General features: G+C 68.8%; 20 protein-coding genes and 1 riboswitch. Of the genes, 8 read left to right on the top strand and 12 right to left on the bottom strand.

Annotation, left to right across the window (positions count from 1 at the left end; translation table 11 throughout):
- Nucleotides 1-228: 228 nt before the first annotated feature.
- From ACFWMR_RS18545 to paaI, 3 genes are read right to left on the bottom strand one after another with little or no spacing between them, the layout of a single operon-like run.
- Nucleotides 229-819, bottom strand: a complete 591-nt coding sequence (locus tag ACFWMR_RS18545) for a TetR/AcrR family transcriptional regulator (protein ID WP_378274729.1) — start codon at nt 817-819, stop codon at nt 229-231.
- Nucleotides 816-2,099, bottom strand: coding sequence for a phenylacetate--CoA ligase PaaK (gene paaK / locus ACFWMR_RS18550; RefSeq protein ID WP_378379226.1), 1,284 nt, complete (start codon nt 2,097-2,099; stop codon nt 816-818). The genes ACFWMR_RS18545 and paaK overlap by 4 nt, the downstream gene beginning before the upstream one ends.
- Nucleotides 2,100-2,101: 2 nt before the next feature.
- Nucleotides 2,102-2,485, bottom strand: coding sequence for a hydroxyphenylacetyl-CoA thioesterase PaaI (gene paaI / locus ACFWMR_RS18555; protein ID WP_020634304.1), 384 nt, complete (start codon nt 2,483-2,485; stop codon nt 2,102-2,104).
- Nucleotides 2,486-2,689: 204 nt separating this feature from the next.
- Between paaI and paaZ the strand changes: the two genes are divergently transcribed.
- The 6 genes from paaZ to paaE are packed head-to-tail and all read left to right on the top strand — an operon-like array spanning nt 2,690 to nt 8,362.
- On the top strand, nt 2,690-4,729 hold the full coding sequence (gene paaZ, locus ACFWMR_RS18560) for a phenylacetic acid degradation bifunctional protein PaaZ (protein ID WP_378379227.1): 2,040 nt from the start codon (nt 2,690-2,692) through the stop codon (nt 4,727-4,729).
- Nucleotides 4,726-5,670: a 1,2-phenylacetyl-CoA epoxidase subunit PaaA gene (gene paaA, locus ACFWMR_RS18565; RefSeq protein WP_093933695.1), complete on the top strand. Its 945-nt coding sequence runs from the start codon at nt 4,726-4,728 to the stop codon at nt 5,668-5,670. The genes paaZ and paaA overlap by 4 nt, the downstream gene beginning before the upstream one ends.
- Nucleotides 5,667-5,951: a 1,2-phenylacetyl-CoA epoxidase subunit PaaB gene (gene paaB, locus ACFWMR_RS18570; protein ID WP_005168080.1), complete on the top strand. Its 285-nt coding sequence runs from the start codon at nt 5,667-5,669 to the stop codon at nt 5,949-5,951. The genes paaA and paaB overlap by 4 nt, the downstream gene beginning before the upstream one ends.
- Before the next feature lies 1 nt (nt 5,952).
- Entirely contained in the window at nt 5,953-6,810 is an 858-nt protein-coding gene (gene paaC, locus ACFWMR_RS18575) for a 1,2-phenylacetyl-CoA epoxidase subunit PaaC (protein WP_093933694.1), read from the top strand.
- Nucleotides 6,804-7,292 carry a 1,2-phenylacetyl-CoA epoxidase subunit PaaD gene (paaD, locus tag ACFWMR_RS18580; RefSeq protein ID WP_378379228.1) on the top strand — a complete coding sequence of 163 codons (489 nt, stop codon included), beginning with the start codon at nt 6,804-6,806 and terminating at the stop codon, nt 7,290-7,292. The genes paaC and paaD overlap by 7 nt, the downstream gene beginning before the upstream one ends.
- Entirely contained in the window at nt 7,292-8,362 is a 1,071-nt protein-coding gene (gene paaE / locus ACFWMR_RS18585; RefSeq protein ID WP_378379229.1) for a 1,2-phenylacetyl-CoA epoxidase subunit PaaE, read from the top strand. Before paaD ends, paaE begins: the two co-directional genes overlap by 1 nt.
- A gap of 60 nt (nt 8,363-8,422) precedes the next feature.
- On the opposite strand, the gene ACFWMR_RS18590 is transcribed toward paaE, so the two are convergent.
- The gene (locus ACFWMR_RS18590) at nt 8,423-9,994 is read right to left on the bottom strand and encodes an ABC-F family ATP-binding cassette domain-containing protein (RefSeq protein WP_378379230.1); all 1,572 of its coding nucleotides are present in this window, start codon (nt 9,992-9,994) and stop codon (nt 8,423-8,425) included.
- A 119-nt stretch (nt 9,995-10,113) separates the two neighbouring features.
- Between ACFWMR_RS18590 and ACFWMR_RS18595 the strand changes: the two genes are divergently transcribed.
- Nucleotides 10,114-11,202: a dihydrofolate reductase family protein gene (locus ACFWMR_RS18595; RefSeq protein WP_378379231.1), complete on the top strand. Its 1,089-nt coding sequence runs from the start codon at nt 10,114-10,116 to the stop codon at nt 11,200-11,202.
- 376 nt (nt 11,203-11,578) lie between these two features.
- Here the strand turns inward: ACFWMR_RS18595 and cobN are convergent, their stop codons facing one another.
- Nucleotides 11,579-15,160, bottom strand: a complete 3,582-nt coding sequence (cobN, locus tag ACFWMR_RS18600) for a cobaltochelatase subunit CobN (protein WP_378379232.1) — start codon at nt 15,158-15,160, stop codon at nt 11,579-11,581.
- A gap of 53 nt (nt 15,161-15,213) precedes the next feature.
- Nucleotides 15,214-15,289: riboswitch (cobalamin riboswitch) on the bottom strand.
- 130 nt (nt 15,290-15,419) lie between these two features.
- Here cobN and ACFWMR_RS18605 point away from each other — a divergent pair.
- Nucleotides 15,420-15,827, top strand: a complete 408-nt coding sequence (locus ACFWMR_RS18605; protein WP_378379233.1) for a hypothetical protein — start codon at nt 15,420-15,422, stop codon at nt 15,825-15,827.
- Nucleotides 15,828-15,891: 64 nt separating this feature from the next.
- On the opposite strand, the gene ACFWMR_RS18610 is transcribed toward ACFWMR_RS18605, so the two are convergent.
- From ACFWMR_RS18610 to ACFWMR_RS18640, 7 genes are all read right to left on the bottom strand, one after another.
- Nucleotides 15,892-17,145: an HNH endonuclease signature motif containing protein gene (locus tag ACFWMR_RS18610; protein ID WP_378379234.1), complete on the bottom strand. Its 1,254-nt coding sequence runs from the start codon at nt 17,143-17,145 to the stop codon at nt 15,892-15,894.
- Nucleotides 17,146-17,301: 156 nt separating this feature from the next.
- Nucleotides 17,302-17,700: a hypothetical protein gene (locus tag ACFWMR_RS18615; protein ID WP_378379235.1), complete on the bottom strand. Its 399-nt coding sequence runs from the start codon at nt 17,698-17,700 to the stop codon at nt 17,302-17,304.
- A 35-nt stretch (nt 17,701-17,735) separates the two neighbouring features.
- Nucleotides 17,736-18,773: a hypothetical protein gene (locus tag ACFWMR_RS18620; RefSeq protein ID WP_378379236.1), complete on the bottom strand. Its 1,038-nt coding sequence runs from the start codon at nt 18,771-18,773 to the stop codon at nt 17,736-17,738.
- A 185-nt stretch (nt 18,774-18,958) separates the two neighbouring features.
- On the bottom strand, nt 18,959-19,708 hold the full coding sequence (locus tag ACFWMR_RS18625; protein ID WP_378379237.1) for a hypothetical protein: 750 nt from the start codon (nt 19,706-19,708) through the stop codon (nt 18,959-18,961).
- 76 nt (nt 19,709-19,784) lie between these two features.
- Nucleotides 19,785-20,030 (bottom strand): helix-turn-helix transcriptional regulator, encoded by a 246-nt coding sequence (locus tag ACFWMR_RS18630; protein WP_005162705.1) that lies wholly within the window; start codon nt 20,028-20,030, stop codon nt 19,785-19,787.
- Between the two features lie 3 nt (nt 20,031-20,033).
- On the bottom strand, nt 20,034-20,885 hold the full coding sequence (locus tag ACFWMR_RS18635) for an ABC transporter permease (protein ID WP_378278277.1): 852 nt from the start codon (nt 20,883-20,885) through the stop codon (nt 20,034-20,036).
- Entirely contained in the window at nt 20,882-21,790 is a 909-nt protein-coding gene (locus ACFWMR_RS18640; protein ID WP_093933684.1) for an ABC transporter ATP-binding protein, read from the bottom strand. Before ACFWMR_RS18640 ends, ACFWMR_RS18635 begins: the two co-directional genes overlap by 4 nt.
- Nucleotides 21,791-21,815 lie beyond the last annotated feature (25 nt).

Raw genomic sequence — 21,815 nt, forward strand, 5'->3', positions numbered from 1 at the left:
CTGGGGGGGCGCCAGCGGGGCACGCCAAAGTCCGTTACGCCCCCCTTGCGGGACCTAGGGTCCCTCAAGGAGGCCTTCACGGACTACTGCCGAAGAGTTACGGGCAGCTGAGCGTCGTTGCCGCGGGGGGAGTAGCTGAAGGGGACTTTCCCCGCATCCCACGCGGCGAAGGGCGCTTTCCCCACATCCCATGCGGCGAAAGGCCCCTTCAGCCCACGAGACCGGTCACTAAGCCCGCAGGCCGTCGAAAGCGATCTTGCACACCGCGTCCGCCAGTTCCGTCCCCGCCGAGCCCCGGCGCGGCCGGTACCACTCGATCAGCGAGTTCACCATGCCGTACAGCAGCCGCGCGGTGACCGCGGGATCGATGTCGGGCCGCACGTCGCCCTCGGTTTCGGCCTGTTTCACCAGGTCCGTCACCAGCCGGTCGAATTCGCGCCGCCGCGCCAGCGCCGCCCGTTCGATCTTGGTGTTGCCGCGCACCCGCAGCAGCAGCGTCACGAACGGCAGCTGCTCGATCAGCACGAGGACACTGCCCCGCACCAGGTGCTCCAGCTTCTCGATCGCCTTGCCCTCGAACGACTCCGTCTCCAGAGCGACGGCGAACAGGCCGTTCAGCGCGCGGTCGACGGCGAGCCGCAGCAGTTCCTCCTTGCTCGGCACGTGGTGGTAGATCGCGGATTTCGTGATGCCGAGCTTCCGGGAGAGGTCCTCCATGCTGGTGCCGTCGTAGCCGCGTTCGTTGAACAGCTTCACCGCGACCTGCAGCAGCGACTCGAGGTCGTAACCGGGCCGGCCTCGGCGGGCGGGGGTGCTCACCCGCGGTCCCGTTCGTCGAGAACGCGGCGCATCTTGCCCAACGACCGCTCCAGCGTGTCCGGGTCGACGACCTCGACGCCGACGCTCACGCCGACCCCGTCCTTGACCCCGGCGATCAGCCGGGCGGCGGCCTCGGCGCGCTGGTCGGGGTTCGCGTCCGGGCGCGCCTCGACGCGGACGGTCAGGTGGTCCATCCGGCCCTTCGTGGACCGGATCAGCTGGAAATGCGGCGCGAGCGCGGGGGTCACCAGCACGACTTCCTCGATCTGCGTGGGGAAGACGTTGACGCCACGCAGGATGATCATGTCATCGCTGCGCCCGGTCACCTTCTCCATCCGCCGGTACGCCGGCCGCGCGGTGCCCGGCAGCAGCCGGGTGAGGTCGCGCGTGCGGTACCGGATGATCGGCAGCGCTTGCTTCGTGAGCGACGTGAACAGCAGTTCGCCCTCGGCGTCGGTGGGTTTCTCGGTGAAAGGGTCGATCACCTCGGGGAAGAAGTGGTCCTCCCAGATGTGCAGCCCGTCCTTGGTCTCGACGCATTCCTGCGCGACGCCGGGGCCCATCACCTCGGACAGGCCGTAGATGTCGACGGCGTCGATGCCGACGCGCTCCTCGATCTCCGTGCGCATCTGCTCGGTCCACGGCTCGGCGCCGAAGATGCCGACCTTGAGCGAGCTCGCCTGCGGGTCGATGCCCTGCCGTTCGAACTCGTCGAGCAGCGTGAGCATGTACGACGGCGTGACCATGATGATCTCGGGTTTGAAGTCGGTGATGATCTGCACCTGCCGCGCGGTCATGCCACCGGACGCGGGGATCACCGTGCAGCCCAGCTTTTCCGCGCCGTAGTGCGCGCCGAGCCCGCCGGTGAACAGGCCGTACCCGTAGGCGACGTGGACCTTGTCGCCCGGCCGCCCGCCCGCCGCGCGGATCGAGCGCGCCATCACCGTCGCCCAGGTGTCGATGTCCTCGGCCGTGTACCCGACGACGGTCGGTTTCCCGGTGGTCCCGCTGGACGCGTGGATGCGGCTGACCTGCGATTCCGGCACGGCGAACATGCCGAACGGGTAGTTGTCGCGCAGGTCCTGTTTGGTGGTGAAGGGGAACTTCGCCAGGTCTTCCAGCGCCTTGCAGTCGTCCGGGTGAACCCCGGCCTCGTCGAACTTCCGGGTGTAGAACGGCACGTTGTCGTAGGCGTGCCGCAGCGTCCACCGGAGGCGTTTCAGTTGCAGCGCCTGGAGTTCGTCGATGGTCAGGTTCTCGGCTTCGTCGCTGAAAGTCATCGTCACGCCTTCTGGATGGTGCGGCTGCGGCCGCGGAATTCGGCGACGACCTCCGGCCCGTCGGGGGTCTCCCGGTGCACGGTGACGTCGTAGATGCCGTTGCGGCCGTAGCGGGTCCGCTCGGTGGCGGTGGCGATGAGGTGGTCGCCGAGTTTGCCCGCGGCGACGAAGGAGATTTCCGCGCCGGACGCGACGGTCACCGGACCGTGGCTGTTGCAGGCGCAGGCAAAAGTCGTATCGGCCAGCAGGAAGACGTAGCCGCCGTGCGCGATGTCGTGCCCGTTGACCATCGTCTCGGTGATCCGCATGGTGGCGACGGCATGCCCTTCGGCGGCCTCGACCAGCTCGATGCCCAGCGCGTTGGAGGCCAGGTCGTCGGCGAACATCGTGTGCGCGGCGTTAGTCAAACCGAAACCACCTAGTTACTGACCGAACGGACGGTTGCTAAAGGGTGTCGCCAGTAAAGGCGTGTTTTCGGGCAGATGTCAAGGGTCCACCGCCGTCAGGGGGTTTGCAAGACCCCGGTCACGAGCTACAGTCAATTACTGAACGGACGGTCTGTAAATACCACCACTGAAGGGTCGGCCCTCATGGCATTGCTGCGCAGCTACGTCTCCGGCGGGTGGCACACGGCGGAAAACGGTGACGCTGTCGGAGTACCGCTGCACGACGCCTCGACCGGCGAGGAGGTCGCCCGGGTCTCCTCCGACGGCATCGACTTCGCCGCCGCGCTGGAGCACGGCCGCCGCGTGGGCGGCCCCGCGCTGCGCGAGCTGACCTTTCACCAGCGTGCCGCGCTGCTGAAGGCCCTGGCCTCCCACCTGCGCGAACACCGTGAGGAGCTGTACGCGCTCTCGGCCAGGACAGGCGCCACCAAGGGCGACTCGATGGTCGACATCGACGGCGGCATCGGCGTGCTGTTCGCCTACTCCAGCAAGGGCAAGCGCGAACTCCCGAACGACACCGTCTACGTCGACGGCAACGTCGAGCCGCTGAGCAAGGGCGGCACCTTCGTCGCCCAGCACATCGCCGTCCCGCTGCGCGGCGTCGCCGTCCAGATCAACGCCTTCAACTTCCCCGTCTGGGGCCCGCTGGAGAAGTTCGCGCCCGCGTTCCTCGCCGGTGTCCCGAGCCTGATCAAACCGGCCAGCCAGACGGCGTACCTGACCGCGCGGCTGGTCGAGATCATCATCGAATCCGGCATCCTGCCCGAGGGCACGCTGCAGTTCGTCGCGGGCAGCGTCGGCGACCTGCTCGACCACGTCACGGCGCAGGACCTCGTCTCGTTCACCGGCTCCGCGTCCACCGCGCAGAAGCTGCGCGCGCACCCCGCGATCGTGCGCAACTCCGTCCGGTTCAACGCCGAGGCCGACTCGCTGAACCTGTCGATCCTCGGCCCGGACGCCAAACCCGGCACCACCGAGTTCGATCTCTTCGTCAAGCAGCTGACCACCGAGATGACGGTCAAGGCCGGTCAGAAGTGCACCGCCATCCGCCGCGCCTTCGTCCCCGCCGACCTGCTGGACGCCGTCGCCGAGGCCGCGAGCGCGCGGCTGGCGAAGACCACCGTCGGCAACCCGACCGCCGAGGGTGTCCGGATGGGCGCCCTGGCCAGCCTGGAGCAGCGCGAGGAGGTCCGGCGGTCGCTCAAGGCGCTGCTGGACGTCGGCACGGTCGTCTTCGGTGACCCGGAGCAGGTCGACGTCGTCGGCGCGGACGCCGAGCGCGGCGCGTTCATCTCGCCGGTGCTGCTGAAGGCGGACCCGGAGCGTTCCGAGCCGCACGAGGTCGAGGCGTTCGGCCCGGTGTCGACGCTGCTGCCCTACACCTCGACCGAGCAGGTCATCGAGCTCGCCGCCCGCGGTGGCGGCAGCCTCGTCGGTTCGATCGTTTCCGCCGACCAGGGATTCGTGCGTGACGTCGTCCTCGGGGTCGCGCCGTATCACGGCCGTCTGCTGGTGCTGGACGCCGACGACGCGAAGGAGTCCACCGGCCACGGTTCGCCGATGCCGCAGCTGGTGCACGGCGGCCCCGGCCGGGCCGGTGGCGGCGAGGAGATGGGCGGCGTCCGCGGCGTGCTGCACCACATGCAGCGCACGGCGGTCCAGGGCTCGCCCGCCGTGCTGAGCACGGTCACCGGCCGCTGGGTCACGGGTGCACCGCGCACCGAGGGTGACGTCCACCCGTTCCGGAAGTCCTTGGCGGAGCTGAAGATCGGCGACTCTGTCGTCGCCGGACCGCGCGAGGTGCTCCAGTCCGACGTCGACCACTTCGCCGAGTTCACCGGCGACACCTTCTACGCGCACACAGACCCCGAAGCCGCGGCGGCGAACCCGCTGTTCGGCGGGATCGTGGCGCACGGATACCTCGTGGTCTCCTTCGCCGCCGGCCTGTTCGTCTCGCCGGAACCCGGCCCGGTGCTGGCCAACTACGGCCTGGAGAACCTGCGGTTCCTCACGCCGGTCAAGGTCGGCGACACCCTCACCGTCACCTTGACCGCCAAGCAGATCACCCCGCGCATCGACCAGGAGTACGGCGAAGTCCGCTGGGACGCCGACGTCACCAACGCCGACGGTGACTCGGTCGCCAAGTACGACGTGCTGACCCTGGTGGCGAAGGAGCAGTCATGACCGCGACGTTGCCGGAAGAAGACCTCGAAAAGCACTTCGAGGCGACCATCGAGCGTGACCAGCGCATCGAGCCGCGCGACTGGGTGCCCGAGGGCTACCGCAAGACGATGATCCGCCAGATCGCGCAGCACGCGCATTCGGAGATCATCGGCATGCAGCCCGAGGGCAACTGGATCACCCGCGCGCCTTCGTTGCGGCGCAAGGCGATCCTGCTCGCGAAGGTGCAGGACGAGGCCGGACACGGGCTGTACCTGTATTCGGCGGCGGCCACCCTCGGCGCCGACCGCGCGGACCTGACCGACAAGCTGATCAACGGCAAGCAGAAGTACTCGTCGATCTTCAACTACCCGACGCTGACCTTCGCCGACGTCGGCGTGGTGGGCTGGCTGGTCGACGGCGCGGCGATCTGCAACCAGGTCCCGTTGTGCCGCAGCTCGTACGGGCCGTACGCCCGCGCGATGATCCGCATCTGCAAGGAGGAGTCCTTCCATCAGCGACAGGGCTTCGAACTGCTGATGACCATGATGCGCGGCACGCCGGAGCAGCGCGAAATGGTGCAGGAGGCGGTGAACCGCTGGTGGTGGCCGTCGCTGATGATGTTCGGCCCGCCGGACGCGGATTCGCCGAACACCGCGCAGTCGATGGCGTGGAAGGTCAAACGCCACACCAACGACGAGCTTCGGCAACGCTTTGTCGACATGTCCATTCCGCAGGCCGAGGCGCTGGGTGTCACCTTCCCGGACCCGGACTTGAAGTGGAACGCCGAACGCGGGCACTACGACTTCGGCGCCGTCGACTGGGACGAGTTCAAGAACGTGTTGAAGGGCAACGGCCCCTGCAACGCCCAGCGCGTCGCGCACCGGCGGCGGGCCCAGGAAGACGGCGCGTGGGTGCGGGAAGCCGCGGCCGCCCACGCCGCGAAGAAGGGTGCCTCGGCATGAAACACGACTGGCCGCTGTACGAGGTGTTCGTCCGGGGCAAGCGCGGGCTGAACCACGTCCACGTCGGTTCGCTGCACGCGGCGGACGACGACATGGCGCTGCACCACGCGCGGGATCTGTACACCCGCCGCAACGAAGGCGTGTCGATCTGGGTCGTGCGCGCGTCCGACATCACCGCGTCCTCGCCGGACGAGAAGGACCCGTTCTTCGCGCCCAGCGGCGACAAGGTGTACCGGCACCCGACGTTCTACGACATCCCCGACAACGTTCCCCACATCTGACATGAGCTTCGACAACGCCTACGAGGCGATCACCGAGGAGAACGACTCCCGCTGGGCCTTCGGCACCGGGTTCGAGGACCCGCTGTCCGGTGTGGACACCACGGTCCCGTCCGGTGTGGACGGCGCGCGCCTGGCGGCCTACTGCCTGATGCTCGGCGACGACGCGCTGATCTTCTCGCACCGGCTCCAGGAGTGGTGCACGAACGCGCCCGAACTGGAGGACGAGGTCGCGATCGCCAACATCGCGCTCGACCTGCTCGGGCAGGCGCGGCTGCTGCTGGCCCGCGCGGGCAAGGCCGACGGCAGCGACCGCACCGAGGATTCGTACGCCTTCTTCCGGAGCGAGCAGGAATACCGCAACGTCCGGCTCGCCGAGCTCGAAGGCGGGCACTTCGGGCATCTGATCGCGCGGCTGCTGGTGTTCTCGATCTGGCGCCTCGCTTTGCTGCAACAGCTTCAGTCCTCTGTGGACCCCGTGCTCGCGGCCATCGCGGACAAGGGCGTCAAGGAAGTCGCCTACCACCGCGACTACGCCGCGCAGTGGGCCGTCCGTCTCGGCGACGGCACCGAGCTGTCCCACGAGCGCATGCAGGAAGGCCTCGACGCGGTCTGGCCTTACGTGGGCGAGCTTTTCACCGCGCACGAGGCCGAGTTCGTCGAATCGCCGTCGCTGCGGCCGGAGTTCGACGCGATCCTCGACCAGGTGCTGGCCGTCGCTCACTTGACGCGGCCCGAGGTCGGCGCGCTCGCCGGCGTCTCCGGCCGGATGGGCCGCGACGGCGTGCACACCGAGCGGATGGGCTACCTGCTGGCGACCCTGCAGAGCGTCGCCAGGGAACATCCGGACGCGACATGGTGACCGCGTACGCCGTGGCGGCCACGGTCACCGACCCGGAACTGCCGATGCTCACCCTCGCCGACCTCGGCGTCCTGCGCGAAGTGTCCGAAAAGGACGGTCGCGTGGTCGTGGCGATCACCCCGACCTACACCGGCTGCCCGGCGATGGACACCATGCGCGACGACCTCGTGCACGCGCTCACCGGCGCGGGCTACGGCGACGTCGAGGTCCGCACGGTGCTGCAGCCGGCGTGGTCCACCGATTGGATCACCGAAGACGGCAAACGGAAACTGGCCGAGGCCGGGATCGCGCCGCCGGGGGCCGCGCCGCGGCGGACCGGACCGATCCCGCTCACGCTGAGCCCGGCGGTGTCTTCGGTCCGCTGCCCGCACTGCGGTTCCGCGGACACCGAAGAGCAGTCTCGTTTCAGCGCGACGGCGTGCAAAGCCTTGCGCCGCTGCCGGTTCTGCCTCGAACCGTTCGAACACGTCAAGGAGATCTAGTGACCGCGATCCTGCGCCGCACCGGGTTTCACACCCTGAAGGTGGCGGACGTCCAGCGCTTGTGCGACGACGCCGTCGCGGTGACCTTCGACGTCCCCGAAGACCTCGCCGAGACCTTCCGGTTCAAGGCGGGCCAGTCGCTGACCCTGCGCCGCGAGGTCGACGGCCGCGACGAGCGCCGCTCGTACTCGATCTGCGCGCCCGCCGGTGCCGCGCCGCGGGTCGGCGTCCGCGAGGTGCCGGGCGGATTGTTCTCGTCCTGGCTCGTGCGCGACGTGAAACGCGGCGACGAGATCGAGGTCGCGCCGCCCACCGGCAACTTCAGCCCCGAACTGGACGTTCCCGGGCATCACGTGCTGATCGCGGCCGGATCCGGGATCACACCGGTGCTGTCGATCGCGTCCTCGCTGCTCAGCGATTCCGACGCCACGGTGACCGTGCTCTACGGCAATCGCCGTACGGACACCGTCATGTTCGCCGACGACCTCGCGGACCTGAAGGACCGCTATCCGGCACGGCTCGAACTCGTCCACGTGCTCTCCCGGGAGCCACGCGAGGCCGAACTGTTCACCGGACGCCTCGACGTCGAGAAGCTGCGGCGCCTGTGCACCGTGCTGATCCCGGTCGAGGACGTCGCGCACTGGTGGCTGTGCGGGCCGTTCGAGATGGTGACCGGTGCGCAGGAATTGCTGCGCTCCTTGGACGTCGCCGAGGAGAAGATCCACCAGGAACTGTTCTATGTGGACACTCCGCCGGAGCCGGTGCACCACGTCGACCCGGCCGTCGTGGGTTCGTCCAGCGAGGTGACGCTGGTCCTCGACGGCCGGTCGACGACGATGACGCTGCCGCGCAACTCCTCCCTGCTCGACGGCGCGCAGAAGTACCGCCCGGACCTGCCGTTCGCCTGCAAGGGCGGCGTGTGCGGGACCTGCCGGGCGAAGATCTGCGACGGCAAGGTGGACATGCGGCGCAACTTCGCCCTGGAGAAGGCCGAGGTCGACGCCGGTTTCGTGCTCACCTGCCAGTCCGTGCCGGTGTCCGAAGCCGTCACCGTGGACTTCGACGCCTGACCACCCGCAATTCGTCCTCTGGATGCGGTAGTTGCGTGCGCAAGTACCGCATCCAGAGGACTAAATGCCGAGAGGGAGCCACCGGGTGATGCCGATGTCGGCGAGGAACGGCCGGTCGTGGCTCGCCACGATCAGCGCGCCCCGGTAGGCCAGCAACGCCTCGGTGAGCCGGCGGACACTCGCCAGGTCGAGGTTGTTCGTCGGCTCGTCGAGCAGCAGCAGTCGCGGCGTGGGTTCGGTCAGCAGCAGCGTCGCCAGCGCCGCCCGGAACCGTTCCCCACCGGACAGCGACGCCACCTCGCGGTCGGCCGTCGTTCCCCGGAACAGGAACCGCGCCAGCCGCGCGCGGATCTCGTTGTCCGTGAGCGACGGCGCGACCAGCCGCACGTTGTCCACAATGGACAGCGTGTCGTCGAGGATGTCGAGCCGCTGGGGGAGCAGCCTGGCGGGGACGAACAGCCCGACTTCGCCCGATTCCGGCGGGAGTTCGCCCGTGATCGTGCGGAGCAGGGTGGTCTTCCCCGAACCGTTCGGGCCGACGAGCGCGATCCGTTCAGGGCCCATGACGTGCAGGTTCACCGGCGGGCCGAACCGTGGCACGGCGTCGATCCGGAGCACGTCCGTCCCCCGGAAGACCGTGGTCTCCGGGAGTTCGACGCGGATCTCGGCGTCCTCGCGCACCAGTTCCTCGGCGGCCTTGAGCGCTTCGACGGCGCCCTCCAGCCTGTCGGTGTGCAGGTTCCGGTGCTTGCCCGCGGCGATCTGCGCGTCCTCCTGACGTTTGCGCATCCGCACCTTGGGTTCCCGCTTCTGGTCCCACATCTTCTGGCCGTAGCGGGCCCGCCGGGCGAGTTTGATCCCGGCTTCGATCAGCTCCCGCTTCTGGCGTTTGACGCACGCTTCCGCCGCGCGCAGATGCCGCCGCGCGGCCTCCTGGGCGACCTCGACGGCGTGTTCGTAAGCCGCGAGATTGCCGCCGTACAGGGTGACCTCGCGGTCGCGGACCTCGGCGATCCGGTCGACCAGGCGAAGCAGCTCGCGATCGTGCGAGACGACCACGAGGATCCCGCCCCAGCCCGCGACCTCGCGGTGCACGAGTTCGCGCGCTCGCAGGTCGAGGTTGTTCGTCGGTTCGTCGAGCAGCAGCGCGGCGGGACGGCGCAGGAGCAGGGTGGCCAGCCCGAGCAGCGTGAGCTCGCCACCGGACAGCTCACCCGCCCGCTGGTCCAGCCGGACAGCGCCCAGGCCGAGCCGGTCGAGGATCGCGCGGGTTCGCTCCTCGACGTCCCAGTTGTCGCCGATGGCGGCGAAGTGCTCCTCGGTGGCCGTGCCGCTTTCGACGGCCTTGATCGCCGCGCGGATCGCGGTGACGCCCAGCACGTCGTCGACCCGGCGATCGGTGTCGAGGACGAGGTTCTGGGGCAGGTAGCCGAGTTCGGCGGGTGCGGTCACCGAGCCCGTGGTGGCCTCGAGGCGGCCGGCGAGCAGCCTGAGCAGCGTGGACTTACCGGAGCCGTTGGTACCGACCAGGCCGGTGCGGCCCGTGCCGATGGTGAGCGAAAGGTGCTCGAACACCGGAACGCCGTCCGGCCAGGTGAAGGTGACGTCGGAAAGCGTCAAGGAAGAAGACATGAGACTCCCTGCGAAGGAGGTGGGATGAGGGCGCAGGTTCGTCTCACAAGATCATCGGGCCACCCTAGCCCGCGCGCGTCCGAGGTGCGACCGAATTTCGCGGGGGCATACTGGCGGACGTGATCGAACGACCCCACGTCCTGTTGTCCGCCGCGGTCTCGCTGGACGGCTACCTCGACGACGCGACCGACACCCGCCTGGTGCTGTCCGGCGACGAGGACTGGGCCAGGGTGGACGGGTTGCGCGCGGCGTCGGACGCGATCCTCGTCGGCGCGAACACGGTGCGCGCGGACAACCCCCGCCTCCTGGTCCGGTCGCCGGAGCTGGTCGCGGAACGGGTCGCCGCCGGACGTCCGGAGCAGCCGGTCAAGGTCACCCTCACCCGAAGCGGGTCACTCGATCCGGCGGCGCAGTTCTTCACCGTCGGTGACACGGAGAAGCTGGTCTACGCTCCGCCTGGCGTCGTCACGAGCGTGAAGGCGACCGTCGTCGAGCTGACGGATCTGCGCGGCATGCTGGCTGACCTCCACGCGCGCGGCATCCGGCGGCTGATGGTCGAAGGCGGCGGCGCGATCCACACGCAGTTCCTCACCGAGGGGCTCGTCGACGAACTGCACCTGGCCGTCGCGCCGTTCTTCGTCGGTGACCCGCGGGCTCCGAGGTTCACCGGTCCGGGCGCCTTCCCGCGCGGGCTCAAGCTCGTCGACAGCACCCGGCTGGGTGACATCGCCGTGCTGGAGTATCACGCGACGCCGGAACCGTCCGAAGTGGACATTCTGCGGCTGCGCGAAGCCATCGCGCTGGCCGAGAACTGTCCGCCGCGAACTTTCCGCGTCGGAGCCGTCATCGCCGACGCCGACGGCGAAGTGATCTCCACCGGTTACTCGGGCGACGGCGATCCCACCGACCACGCCGAGGAAGCCGCGCTCGCCAAACTCGAACCCGGAGACCCGAGGCTGGCGGAGGCGACGATGTACACGTCGCTGGAGCCGTGCAGCTCGCGGACGTCACATCCGCGAAGCTGCACCCAGCTCATCCTCGACGCCGGGATCCCGCGCGTCGTGTTCGCCTGGCGCGAGCCGTCGGTGTTCGTCGACTGCGTCGGCGCCGAGACACTGGAGGCGGCCGGACGCCGGGTGATCGAGGTAGGGGCCCTCGCCGCCGACGTCCGCCGCGCGAACACCCACATCGCGGGTGTCCGCCCCTGATCTACTTGCAGGCGTCGCAGCAGCCGCAGCCCTGACCGGTGCACGCCGAGCAGCAACCGTGGCGAAGCACGACCTTCAACAGACGCTTGATCATCGCTGTCCTCCCGATCGTTGTCATCCCACCGCCCTTGTCACGCTAAGTTCTGCGCATACGACAGTGGTACCGCCGGGAGTGCCATGACGCCGTTCCACCGAGTGACAGCAACATCTCGGTGAACCCGCGACCGCGATCGACGTCGGCAGGACGCTGCCTGGCCTTTCCGGTCGCGGATGCGGACTGGGCGCCCTGCCACCGCGATAGCGGGGCCTTCGGCCGTGGCGGGTTCACGCGTATCGTCACCTTCGGCGGCCACACCTCAGCTCCGCCAACAGGCTTTCAGGATTCGAGGTCCCCCTCAAGCGATAAGTAGACCTCGCGCAGCTGAGCCAAAAGGTCGGCGTCCGGCTCCGCCCAGAGCCCCCGATCGGCCGCCTCGTTCAGCCGCTCGATGATGCCGCGCAACGCCCACGGGTTGGCCTGGCGCAGGAACTCCTGGTTGACCTCGTCGAGCACGTAGGACTCGGTGAGCTTCTCGTACATCCAGTCGCCGACCACCCCGGCCGTGGCGTCGAAACCGAAGAGGTAGTCGACAGTCGCAGCCAGCTCGAAGGCGCCCTTGTAGCCGTGCTTGCGCATCGCCGAAAGCCAGCGCGGGTTGACCACGCGGGCCCGGAAGACACGGGCGGTCTCCTCGCCGAGGGTGCGGGTGCGGACCGCGTCCGGCGTGGTGCTGTCGCCGACGTAGGACGCCGGCGCGGTGCCGGTCAGCGCGCGGACGGTCGCGATCATCCCGCCGTGGTACTGGAAGTAGTCGTCGGAGTCGGCGATGTCGTGCTCTCGGGTGTCGGTGTTCTTCGCCGCGACCACGATCCGCTTGTACGAGTTCTCCATGTCCTCGCGCGCCGGCCTGCCGTCGAGGTCGCGGCCGTAGGCGAACCCGCCCCAGACCGCGTAGACCTCGGCGAGATCCTTGTCGTCGCGCCAGTTCCCGGAATCCATCAGCGGCAGCAGGCCCGCCCCGTACGCGCCGGGCTTGGAGCCGAAGATCCTCGTGGTGGCACGGCGTTCGTCACCGTGCGCGGCCAGATCCGCGCGGGTGTGGGCACGGACGAAGTTCTGCTCGTCCGGTTCGTCCAGGTTCGCGACGAGGCGCACGGCGTCGTCCAGCAGCGTGATCACGTGCGGGAAGGCGTCGCGGAAGAAACCGCTGATCCGGACGGTGACGTCGACACGCGGGCGGCCGAGTTCGGCGAGCGGGATGGCCTCGATCCCGGTGACCCGCCGCGACGCCTCGTCCCAGACCGGCTGGACGCCCAGCAGGGCCAGGACCTCCGCGGCGTCGTCACCCGACGTGCGCATGGCCGACGTGCCCCAGACCGAGAGGCCGACCGAACGCGGCCAGTCGCCGGTGTCCTCCTTGTAGCGGCGGAGAAGCGAGTCCGCGAGGGCCTGCCCGGTCTCCCAGGCGAGGCGGCTCGGGATGGCCTTCGGATCGACGGTGTAGAAGTTGCGGCCGGTCGGCAGCACGTTGATCAGGCCGCGCAGGGGAGAACCGCTGGGGCCCGCCGGGATGTAGCCGCCGTCGAGGGCGTGCAGGACCGCGTCGATCTCGGCGCCGGTGCCCGCCAGGCGCGGCACGATCTCGGTCGCGGCGAAGGTCAGTACGCGCGCGACTTCCTGGTGTTCCGGCACATCGGCGACGACCTCGGCGACCGCGGCGGGGGACCAGTCGCGGGCCTCCATCGCCTCGACGAGCGATCGGGCCGTCTGCTCGATTGCGTCCACTTCAGACAGTGGGGTGTCACTGTTTTCCTTGAGGCCCAACGCGGAACGCAGACCGGGCACGGCACCCTGCTTGCCGCCCCACATCTGCTGGGCGCGCAGCATCGCGAGCACGAGGTTGATCCGCGCCTCGCCTTCCGGCGCCGCGCCGAGGATGTGCAGGCCGTCGCGGATCTGGGCGTCCTTGACCTCGCACAGCCAGCCGTCGATGTGCAGCAGGAAGTCGTCGAACTCCGCGTCGTGCGGACGTTCCTCGACACCGAGGTCGTGGTCGAGTTTCGCGGCCTGGATCAGCGTCCAGATCTGCGCGCGGACCGCGGGCAGCTTCGCCGGGTCCATCGCGGCGATGTTGGCGTGCTCGTCGAGAAGCTGTTCGAGACGGGCCATGTCGCCGTAGCTCTCGGCGCGGGCCATCGGCGGGATCAGGTGGTCGACGATCGTGGCGTGCGCGCGCCGTTTCGCCTGCGCGCCCTCGCCGGGATCGTTGATCAGGAACGGGTAGATCAGCGGCAGGTTGCCGAGGACGGCGTCCGGCGCGCAGGAGTCCGAAAGACCAGCGGTCTTGCCGGGAAGCCATTCCAGGGAACCGTGTTTGCCGAGGTGGACGACGGCGTGCGCGCCGAACTCCTCCTCCAGCCAGCGGTACGCGGCGAGGTAGTGATGGCTCGGCGGGAGGTCCGGGTTGTGGTAGATCGCCACCGGGTTCTCGCCGAACCCGCGCGGCGGCTGGATCATCAGGATGACGTTGCCGGACTGCAGGGACGCGAGGACGATGTCGCCGTTGTCGACGTACAGCTCGCCGGGTGCGGGGCCCCAGTGCTCTTCCATGCCCTCGCGAAGTTCGGCGGGCAGTTCGGCGAACCACGCGCGGTACTTGTCGGCGGGGACACGGATCGGGTTGCCGGAGAGCTGTTCCTCGGTGAGCCACTCCGGATCCTGGCCGCCCGCGGCGATGAGCGCGTGGATCAGCGCGTCGCCGTCCGGCTGGTCGGTGCCCGTGGGCTCGACACCGGGGAACGGGTCTTCGCCGAGGTCGTAGCCGCGGTCACGCATGCGGCGCAGCAGCTCGATCGCGGACGCGGGCGTGTCGAGGCCGACCGCGTTGCCGACGCGGGAATGCTTCGTCGGGTACGCGGACAGCATCAGCGCGATGCGACGCTCCTGGGGCGGTGTGTGGCGCAGCCGGGCGTGGGCGAGCGCGATCTTGGCGACCCGCGACGCGCGTTCGGCGTCCGGTACGTACTTGGGGAGGCCGTCGTCGTCGATCTCCTTGAACGAGAACGGGACGGTGATGAGGCGGCCGTCGAACTCGGGGACGGCCATCTGGTTGCCCGCGTCGAGCGGGGAGAGGCCGTCGTCGTTGGCGGACCAGGTCTCGCGGTCGCTGGTGAGGCAAAGCGCCTGGAGGATCGGGATGTCGAGCGCGGCCATCTCGGCGACGTCCCACGCCTCGTCGTCCCCGCCGGCCCCGACCTCGGACGGCCGGGTGCCGCCGGCGGCCAGCACGGTGACCAGGAGCGCGTCGGCCTTGGCCAGCTCGGCCATCATCTCCGGCTCGCGGGTGCGCAGGGACGCGCAGTGGATCGGGAGCGCGCGGCCCCCGGCGTCCTCGATGGCGTCGGAGAGGGCGTGGACGAACTCGGTGTTCCCGGACAGGTGATGCGCGCGGTAGTAGAGGATCGCGATGACCGGGCCGTTCGTGGCTTTCGGCTCGCGTTCGAGGACGCCCCACAGCGGCTGCACGGCGGGCGGCTCGAAGCCGTCACCCGTGAGCAGGAGCGTGTCGCTCAGGAACCGGTGCAGCTGGGTGAGGTTGGCCGGGCCGCCCTGCGCGAGATACGCGTGCGCCTCCGCCGCCGTGCCCGCCGGGACCGTGGACAGCTTCATGAGCTGCGCGTCCGGCGTCTGCTCGCCGCCGAGGACCACCACGTGCGCGCCGCTCGCGCGGACCGTGTCGAGCCCCTCCTGCCAGCTCCGCTCGGATCCGAGGATCCGGACGACGACGATCCGGGCGCCGTCGAGCAGGGTGGGCAGCTCGGCCAGGTCGAGCCGGGCGGGGTTGGCCAGCCGGAAGTCGGCCTCGCTGGCGCGAGCGCTGAGCAGGTCGGTGTCCGAAGTGGACAGAAGCAGGATCACGGCAGTCCTCACTCGGGGTGTCCGCGCCCCGGGTCGTGCGGTCGCGACGGCCGGAGTTCCTGGCTTCCCCTCGCTTGGCTACGAGGGGTGACAGTGGCGGGACCGCCCCGGACTCTCACCGGGTTCCTCCCTCTGCCGTCGCGTGGGTTCCCGCTCACTCTCCGGTGCGGTCCGGCGGGAGTCAAGGTGATGTGTCCGGCAGGCGGGTTTGCGCTGGTCGGGGTGGTCGTGAGTGGCGGGCTCTGACAGTCTCGCGGGTATGCGATCGGTGTTCGTGTTCCCTCGCTTGGACCAGGTCGGCACCTTCGCCGTGCTTAATGCGCTTTCGCCAGGCCAGAACGCGCCCTGGCTGGTGGAGGACGTGCTGTACTGCTGGCTGGAGACCGAGGACGGCAGTCTCTATCGGGGCTGGGAACAGGAAGCCGACGAGCGCCTGATCCCCGCGATCGGTCACCGTCCGGCCTGGGCGATCGAGATCGAAGTGTCCGGCCGGGTCGACGGAACGGAGCAGCTTCGCCGGCTGGTCCTGACTCTGCTCGAGCATGGAGGTGTCGTGGTGGACGACTACAGCGACCATGCGTGGACAGCGGGCGAGATCCGGTCCCACACGCGATACGAAGGCTTGACCTTCTTCGACTTCCGAGGTTCGTACAACCGGCTCATCTAGCTGCGGGCATGCCGAGGGGCCCGTCGCCGGTGTGGCTGGCGGGCTCCTCGGGTGATGCAGAGGTTCAGGCGCGGTGGAGGGTGTTGCGCCGGATTCGTTGTAGCGGGTCCAAGTACTGGGGTGGGATGAACTCCGGCAGTCCGTCTGCTGCCATGCGGACTTGCCAGTCGCCGTGGTGGATCAGGCGGTGGTGGAAGCCGCAGAGGAGGACGAGGTTGCGGAGATCGGTGGGTCCGCCGTCTGCCCAGTGGTGAATGTGGTGGGCGTGGCAGTTCTTCGGTTTCCGATGGCAGCCCGGGAACGCGCAGCCTCGGTCCCGGATGTTGAGTGCCCGTCTTTGGCCTGGGGTGACGAAGCGTCTCAGCCGTCCCACATCAAGAGGTTCACCGGCCGCGTTGAGTACCACGGGCAGCATCAGGCAGTCGCAGGCGGCCATCCGGGCGTCGCGGGCGGTCATCTCCCCGACGAAGTCCAGGCAGGCTTTCCCGATCCCGGTCTTGAGCTCTTCCAGACCGATCGTGACGTGCACGAGGGTCCGGTATCCGCTCGTGCCGGGCTGATCCGGGCACGCGATCGCCAGATCGAGAAGCTCGGCCCAGGCGTCGCCCTGGCGCTCGCATTTCATCCGCAGGTCGGCTTGCCCGAACTCGTCCACCGGTCGCTGTTTCGCGTACGCCTCCAGCGCAGCTGCGGTGCGGGCGCCGAGTTCGTCGTCGAGGAGGCCGGTGAGTTTCCAGAACCCATCCCGACGGCGTTCCAGGGTGATTTCCCGGCGTGGCTGTTTCGGTTCGGGCTCTTTGGGCTCGTTGCCGTCGGGGTCGAGCCAGCCGAGGATGTCCTCTTCGGCCTTCGTCACCTGCCGGGGCCCCGCGTCCCGGGCCAGGTTGGCCAGGACTTTCTCCGCGTGCTCCCGGTCTTCCGCGGAGGTGTCGGCCGGGAGTCTCTTCAGGATGTCCAGGATCTGGTCGATCCGGTGCTCACCGATCAGCCCCTCGGCCGCCACCGTGGCCGTGGTGGGTGCGACAGCCGGGACCTCACCGCCGTCCAGGGCCCGGGTGGGGTTCAACGCGATCGCCCGCTTCACGATCGGCCCCGCCTCAGCCCGGGAAAGTCCCGCCACATCGGCGAACCACGCCGCCGTCGACCCATACCCGTACAAGTCTTTCGAGCCCCGAGACTCGATCTCCGCCAGGAACCGCCCCATCGCGGCCGACGCCACCCGCATCACCTGCAAGAACTGCCGCACGCCATGGGCAAGCTCCAGCTCGCCGGCACGCCACAACTCCTGCGGCAGTTCGGGAAGGAAGGTCTCGGACACCCCTCCATAATACACTCACATTTCGAACACGTGTTCGTAATTTTGCGTCACCACTAACTCGCGCTTTTCCCACTTTCGTGTGATTCGGCAATCCCGCATTCAGTCGGCTGAATGCGGGATTGCCGACCCCCTTGTTCAAGGTGGCGGGTGAACCGGCTAGTCGTCCACGACGCACGTGCTGGGAACGTAGGCGTCACGCCGGCTGTTGCCATCGCGGTCGATGGGGATCCAGCCGTTGGCGCCGGAGTACCCGCACAGGTCGTATCTGGAGCCGTGGGCCTCCACCGGGAAACAGGACAACCGGTGTCCTCGCTGAAGCGCCGGACCCACGGGGGGATAATTCAGGCCCGGCCCGGAACGCATGCTCAACGACTGGGCGATGACCTTCACCCAGCCGTAATCGGCGCACTTCGCGGGCGCGAGAAGGGCGGTGCCTTCCGGCGTCGCGGTGGCTCCCGGTGCGGCGGTGGCTCCCGGACCGCTGGTGACCAGCAGACCCGCCGTCGCGAGTAGCACCGCCGCGGCGAATCGGCGCGGTTTCGCTTCGAACGTCATGAGCAATCTCCTCTGTTTGGGTGATCGTTGTGCTGTCAGCTCTTGAGCGGGACGACGAAGACATGGCTCATGCCCGCGTTGTGCGTCGTGGCCGACCCTCGCGAGTCGGTCAGGCCGATCGCGGTGCCCTGCACCCCGCCGTCCATGCCGTCCTGCCACTTCACCAGGACGTAGGCGTTGAACCGCTGTTCGCAGTCGGTTCGGACCTTGAAGTCGGGCAGGTGCAGCGCCACGTAGTGGTGGTGCACGGAATAGGACATCCGGCGGGTCGTCGTGGTGGCGTTGCTGCTCTGGCAGAGCCGGTCGCCGTTCCATTGGTTGACGAACAGCGTGAAGGTGGCCGTCGACGACGGTGGTTTGGTGCAGTCCTTGTCCTTCACCGGGTAACACGTCTTGTATTCGGTGTCGGCGAAGACGCTGAGTTTCGTGAAGCCCGGCGCGAGGGTGAAGTACGGCAGCGCGGGCTCGCGCGCCACGACCTGGGGATCCGGCCCGACCCGCACGAGGCCGCGGGGGGTGGCGCGCTGGGCGGGCAGGCCGTCCGCGGTGTTGGCGACGGAGGTGGCCGCGAACTCGAGGAAACCGTCGTGCAGCTGGAACCGGGCGTCGAGGGTGTCCCGCATCGTGGCCGCGCGGACGTACGCGGTGCAGGTGACCTTCGTGGCGACGCCGGGGTGGACCAGGAAGCGGGTGGTGAGCTGGACGTCCTCCTTCTCCGGCTCCAGTGACGCGCCCTGCTGCAGGACGTTCTGTCCCGTCACGTAACTCTGTTCACCGCCCGGCCAGGTGCACCGCACCTCGTTGTCGAACAGCGAGCGATAGGTGGCCGAATTCGCGCGCATGACCGACCTGACATACGCCGTCTGCGTCGCCGACATCTCCAGGGCGACGCTGCCCAGAGCCTTGACCTCTTGGTCGATCTTCACCGGCTCACCCGGCTTCGTCGCGGGTACCTTCGGCGCGAGCACGGGCTGTGGCGTGAACCTGACTTGCGTGACCGTGCTCGCGTCCGCCGGAGCCGCGAGCACGGTCAGCGACAAGGCGCCGATGACAAGGAACGCTATTCGCCGCACCCGAGGTCTTCTTCCCCGGAAAATCGTCATGAGTCATCCCCTCGTTTCCGGAAGTTCTGTCCGGGGCAACGGTAGGAAGCGTTCCGGTGACGGGGGAAGGGCGGTTCGGCCTTGGCGTCGAATTACGGCCAAATTCGGGTGTCCGCGCAGTTCAGCGTTTTGGCTCGCGGCGCCGTCCGGTCAAATCACGGCCTGGCGGAGCCGGTGCAGAACCAGTACGCGCCGGGCAACGCCGAACTGTCCTGGCTGCTGTCGCCGGCGCGAATGTTCCCGATGGCGGTTTTCGCCGAGTCGTAGAAATGACCGGTGATGGGAAGATTGTTGTCATACGAAAAGACCGCGTCCTGCAGATGGTAATCGGCAAGGCGCCAACACGTGTTCTGCCGCTGGGTCCGGAAGTTCATGTCGTCGAAACCGATGTTGCGATAGAGACACAGCCACGTCGCCGCGCACGGCTCGGCGATCGTGGCGGGCACCGGTCTTTCCGGGGCCGGCCACATTACGACGACCAGCGTCGCCCCGATCGCGACGCCCGCGCCCAGTGCCCACCACCGGTGCCGCCTGATCCACGGCGGCGTCGGAGGGGGTTCCACCGGCTCGGCGTGGACCTGGATCGCGGCGGAAGCCTGGTCCCACCACAGCCGCCACTGCGCCCGGACCCGTTGTTCGTCCTGGCCGAGCACGCCGACCGCCAGCGACCGGACGAACTCCCAGGTCGTGTCCCAGGAAGGAAGTTGCGCGCCACGGGCGGCCGCCGACAGCACCGATTTCGAGACGAGCGCGCCGTGATCCTGGCGCATGGCGTCGTAGGACGGATTCCCCGCGGCCTGCTTGAGCTCCCACAGTCGCCGGGCGAAGACCGCCGCGGGTTCGTCACCCTCGGGAGCCTTGGCGATTCGCCCCCGGCGTCCGGGTTTGGTCGTGTCGTTGCCCATGGCGCCCCCCACGTGACGGTCCGACAACGGCAGTATGCCAGCCCGCGCGCGAGGAGCCTTTCCCCCGATCGATGGTTCAGGCCGACCGCTCCGACGAGGAATCGCCGATCCGCGGGAAAGGCGCGGTGGAGAAGATGATCTCCACCGCCACCTCGAAGAATTCCGCGATCCGCAGCGCGAGGTAAAGGCTCGGGCTGTACTCGCCGCGTTCGAGATAGCCGATGGTCTGGTAATGCACGCCCAGCGCATCGGCCAGCTCGCGGCGGGAGATGCCCCGTTCCGCCCTCAGCATCGCGATCCGGTTGTAAACGACCTCGCTCATGAGCTAGCCAATTCGCTGCATCGCCTTTTCCCGTCGTGCCGCCACCGAGGACCCGGATTCGCGGCGCGCCATCCGCCGCAGGACCACCGGGGCCAGCACCAATCCGATCACGGCCCAGACGGCCAGCACGCCGAGGGTCTCCCAAGGCCGCCAGGACTGCCCGATCTCGATCATCACCGTCGAGTCCGGCAGCAGCGCCGACCGCATGCCGAGACCGAGCCAGTACATCGGGAACACCTGGCCGACGCCTTGCAGCCATTCCGGCAGCGCGGTGATCGGGTAGAAGATCCCGGAGATCGCGCCGATGCCCAGTGTCGGCAGCATGATCAGGCCGATGCTGCGCGCGTTGGTGGTCAGCGAGCCGAAGATCGCGCCGAGCGGCATGGTGGCGAGCAGGCCGAGCACCAGCACCCACAGCAGGCCCAGCCAGGACGTCAGCCCGCCCGGGGCGATGCCGTCGAACAGGATGAGGCTCGGGATCAGCACCAGCAGCATCCCGATGACCGTGCTCAGCGACACCGTGACTACCTTGCCGACGAGGTAGCCGACCATGCCGTTCGGGGTCGCCTTGGCGCGCAGGAGCGTGCCGTCCTCGCGCTCGACGGCGAGCACCCCCGCCATCCCGAGCATGCCGCTGAACACGATCGACGCACCCAGCACGCTCGGCACGGTCGCGGCGCCGAGCGAGAACTCCATGCCCGGCAGTTTCGCGTCGCGCATGAAGAACATGACGACGACGAAGATCGCCGGGAAGAGGAAGGTGTTGAACAGGTCTTCGCGGTTGGTCATCATCTGGCGCGCTTCGAGCCAGCCTCGTGTGACGCCCATCCGGACACTGTGCTGAACCGGGTTCATCGCGCACCCACCTCCACGAGCGGGGATTCCGCCTGGCGCACCAGGGTCATGTAGGTGTCTTCGAGCGACGCCCGCCGGACCTCCAGGTCGCCGACGGCGTCCCCGTGCTGCTTGAACAGTTCGTGCACGTACTTCGTCGATTCCGTCGTCGAGTGGACGAACCGCTGGCCGTCCAGCGTCCAGCGCACCTCGGCCTCGCCGGCGATCTGCCTGCTCAGCGCGTCGGCCGAACCGTCGGCCACGATCCGGCCGTGGTTCAGGATCAGGATCCGGTCGGCCAGCTTCTCGGCCTCGTCGAGATCGTGCGTGGTGAGCAGGATCGTCGTGTCGTCGTCATCGGTGAGCCGGTGCACGAGTTCGTGGAACTCGCGCCGCGCCTCCGGGTCCAGGCCGGCTGTCGGCTCGTCGAGGAACAGTAGCTCCGGGCGGCCGACGATGCCGATCGCGACGTCGAGACGGCGCCGCTGTCCGCCCGACAGCATCCGGACCCGCTTGTCCGCGTGCGCTGTCAGCCCGACCGCGGCGATCAGTTCGTCCGGATCCCACGGCCGCTTGATGCGGTCGGTGGAGTACGGCGCGTAGTAGCCGCCCAGGTGCTCCAGCAGTTCCCGGACCCGCCACTTCGCGTGGTCGCGCCAGGACTGGAGGACGACCCCCAGCCGCGCCCTCCAATCCTCGTCCGCGTGCGCCGGGTCGATGCCCAGCACGCTGACCTCGCCCTCCGACCGCATCCGGAAGCCTTCGAGGATCTCGATCGTCGTGGTCTTGCCCGCCCCGTTCGGCCCCAGCAGGCAGATCACCTCGCCGCGGTGCGCGGTGAAGTCCACCCCGTGGAGGACGTCGTTCGTCCCGTACCGCATCCGGAGATCTTGGACGGAGATCATCACGTCGTGTGGATCTCTCATAGGTCACCCCCATCTCAGTGCTGCG

The sequence above is a fragment of the Amycolatopsis thailandensis genome (assembly GCF_042723255.1).
GTDB classification, from domain to species: Bacteria; Actinomycetota; Actinomycetes; order Mycobacteriales; family Pseudonocardiaceae; genus Amycolatopsis; species Amycolatopsis thailandensis.

Excerpts from the sequence above, each read along its gene's own strand:
- paaK (WP_378379226.1), bottom strand. The coding sequence starts at position 2,099 with ATGACTTTCAGCGACGAAGCCGAGAACCTGACCATCGACGAACTCCAG.
- paaI (WP_020634304.1), bottom strand. The coding sequence starts at position 2,485 with ATGTTCGCCGACGACCTGGCCTCCAACGCGCTGGGCATCGAGCTGGTC.
- paaZ (WP_378379227.1), top strand. The coding sequence starts at position 2,690 with ATGGCATTGCTGCGCAGCTACGTCTCCGGCGGGTGGCACACGGCGGAA.
- paaA (WP_093933695.1), top strand. The coding sequence starts at position 4,726 with ATGACCGCGACGTTGCCGGAAGAAGACCTCGAAAAGCACTTCGAGGCG.
- paaB (WP_005168080.1), top strand. The coding sequence starts at position 5,667 with ATGAAACACGACTGGCCGCTGTACGAGGTGTTCGTCCGGGGCAAGCGC.
- paaC (WP_093933694.1), top strand. The coding sequence starts at position 5,953 with ATGAGCTTCGACAACGCCTACGAGGCGATCACCGAGGAGAACGACTCC.
- paaD (WP_378379228.1), top strand. The coding sequence starts at position 6,804 with ATGGTGACCGCGTACGCCGTGGCGGCCACGGTCACCGACCCGGAACTG.
- ACFWMR_RS18590 (WP_378379230.1), bottom strand. The coding sequence starts at position 9,994 with ATGTCTTCTTCCTTGACGCTTTCCGACGTCACCTTCACCTGGCCGGAC.
- ACFWMR_RS18605 (WP_378379233.1), top strand. The coding sequence starts at position 15,420 with ATGCGATCGGTGTTCGTGTTCCCTCGCTTGGACCAGGTCGGCACCTTC.
- ACFWMR_RS18615 (WP_378379235.1), bottom strand. The coding sequence starts at position 17,700 with ATGACGTTCGAAGCGAAACCGCGCCGATTCGCCGCGGCGGTGCTACTC.
- ACFWMR_RS18625 (WP_378379237.1), bottom strand. The coding sequence starts at position 19,708 with ATGGGCAACGACACGACCAAACCCGGACGCCGGGGGCGAATCGCCAAG.
- ACFWMR_RS18630 (WP_005162705.1), bottom strand. The coding sequence starts at position 20,030 with ATGAGCGAGGTCGTTTACAACCGGATCGCGATGCTGAGGGCGGAACGG.
- ACFWMR_RS18635 (WP_378278277.1), bottom strand. The coding sequence starts at position 20,885 with ATGAACCCGGTTCAGCACAGTGTCCGGATGGGCGTCACACGAGGCTGG.
- ACFWMR_RS18640 (WP_093933684.1), bottom strand. The coding sequence starts at position 21,790 with ATGAGAGATCCACACGACGTGATGATCTCCGTCCAAGATCTCCGGATG.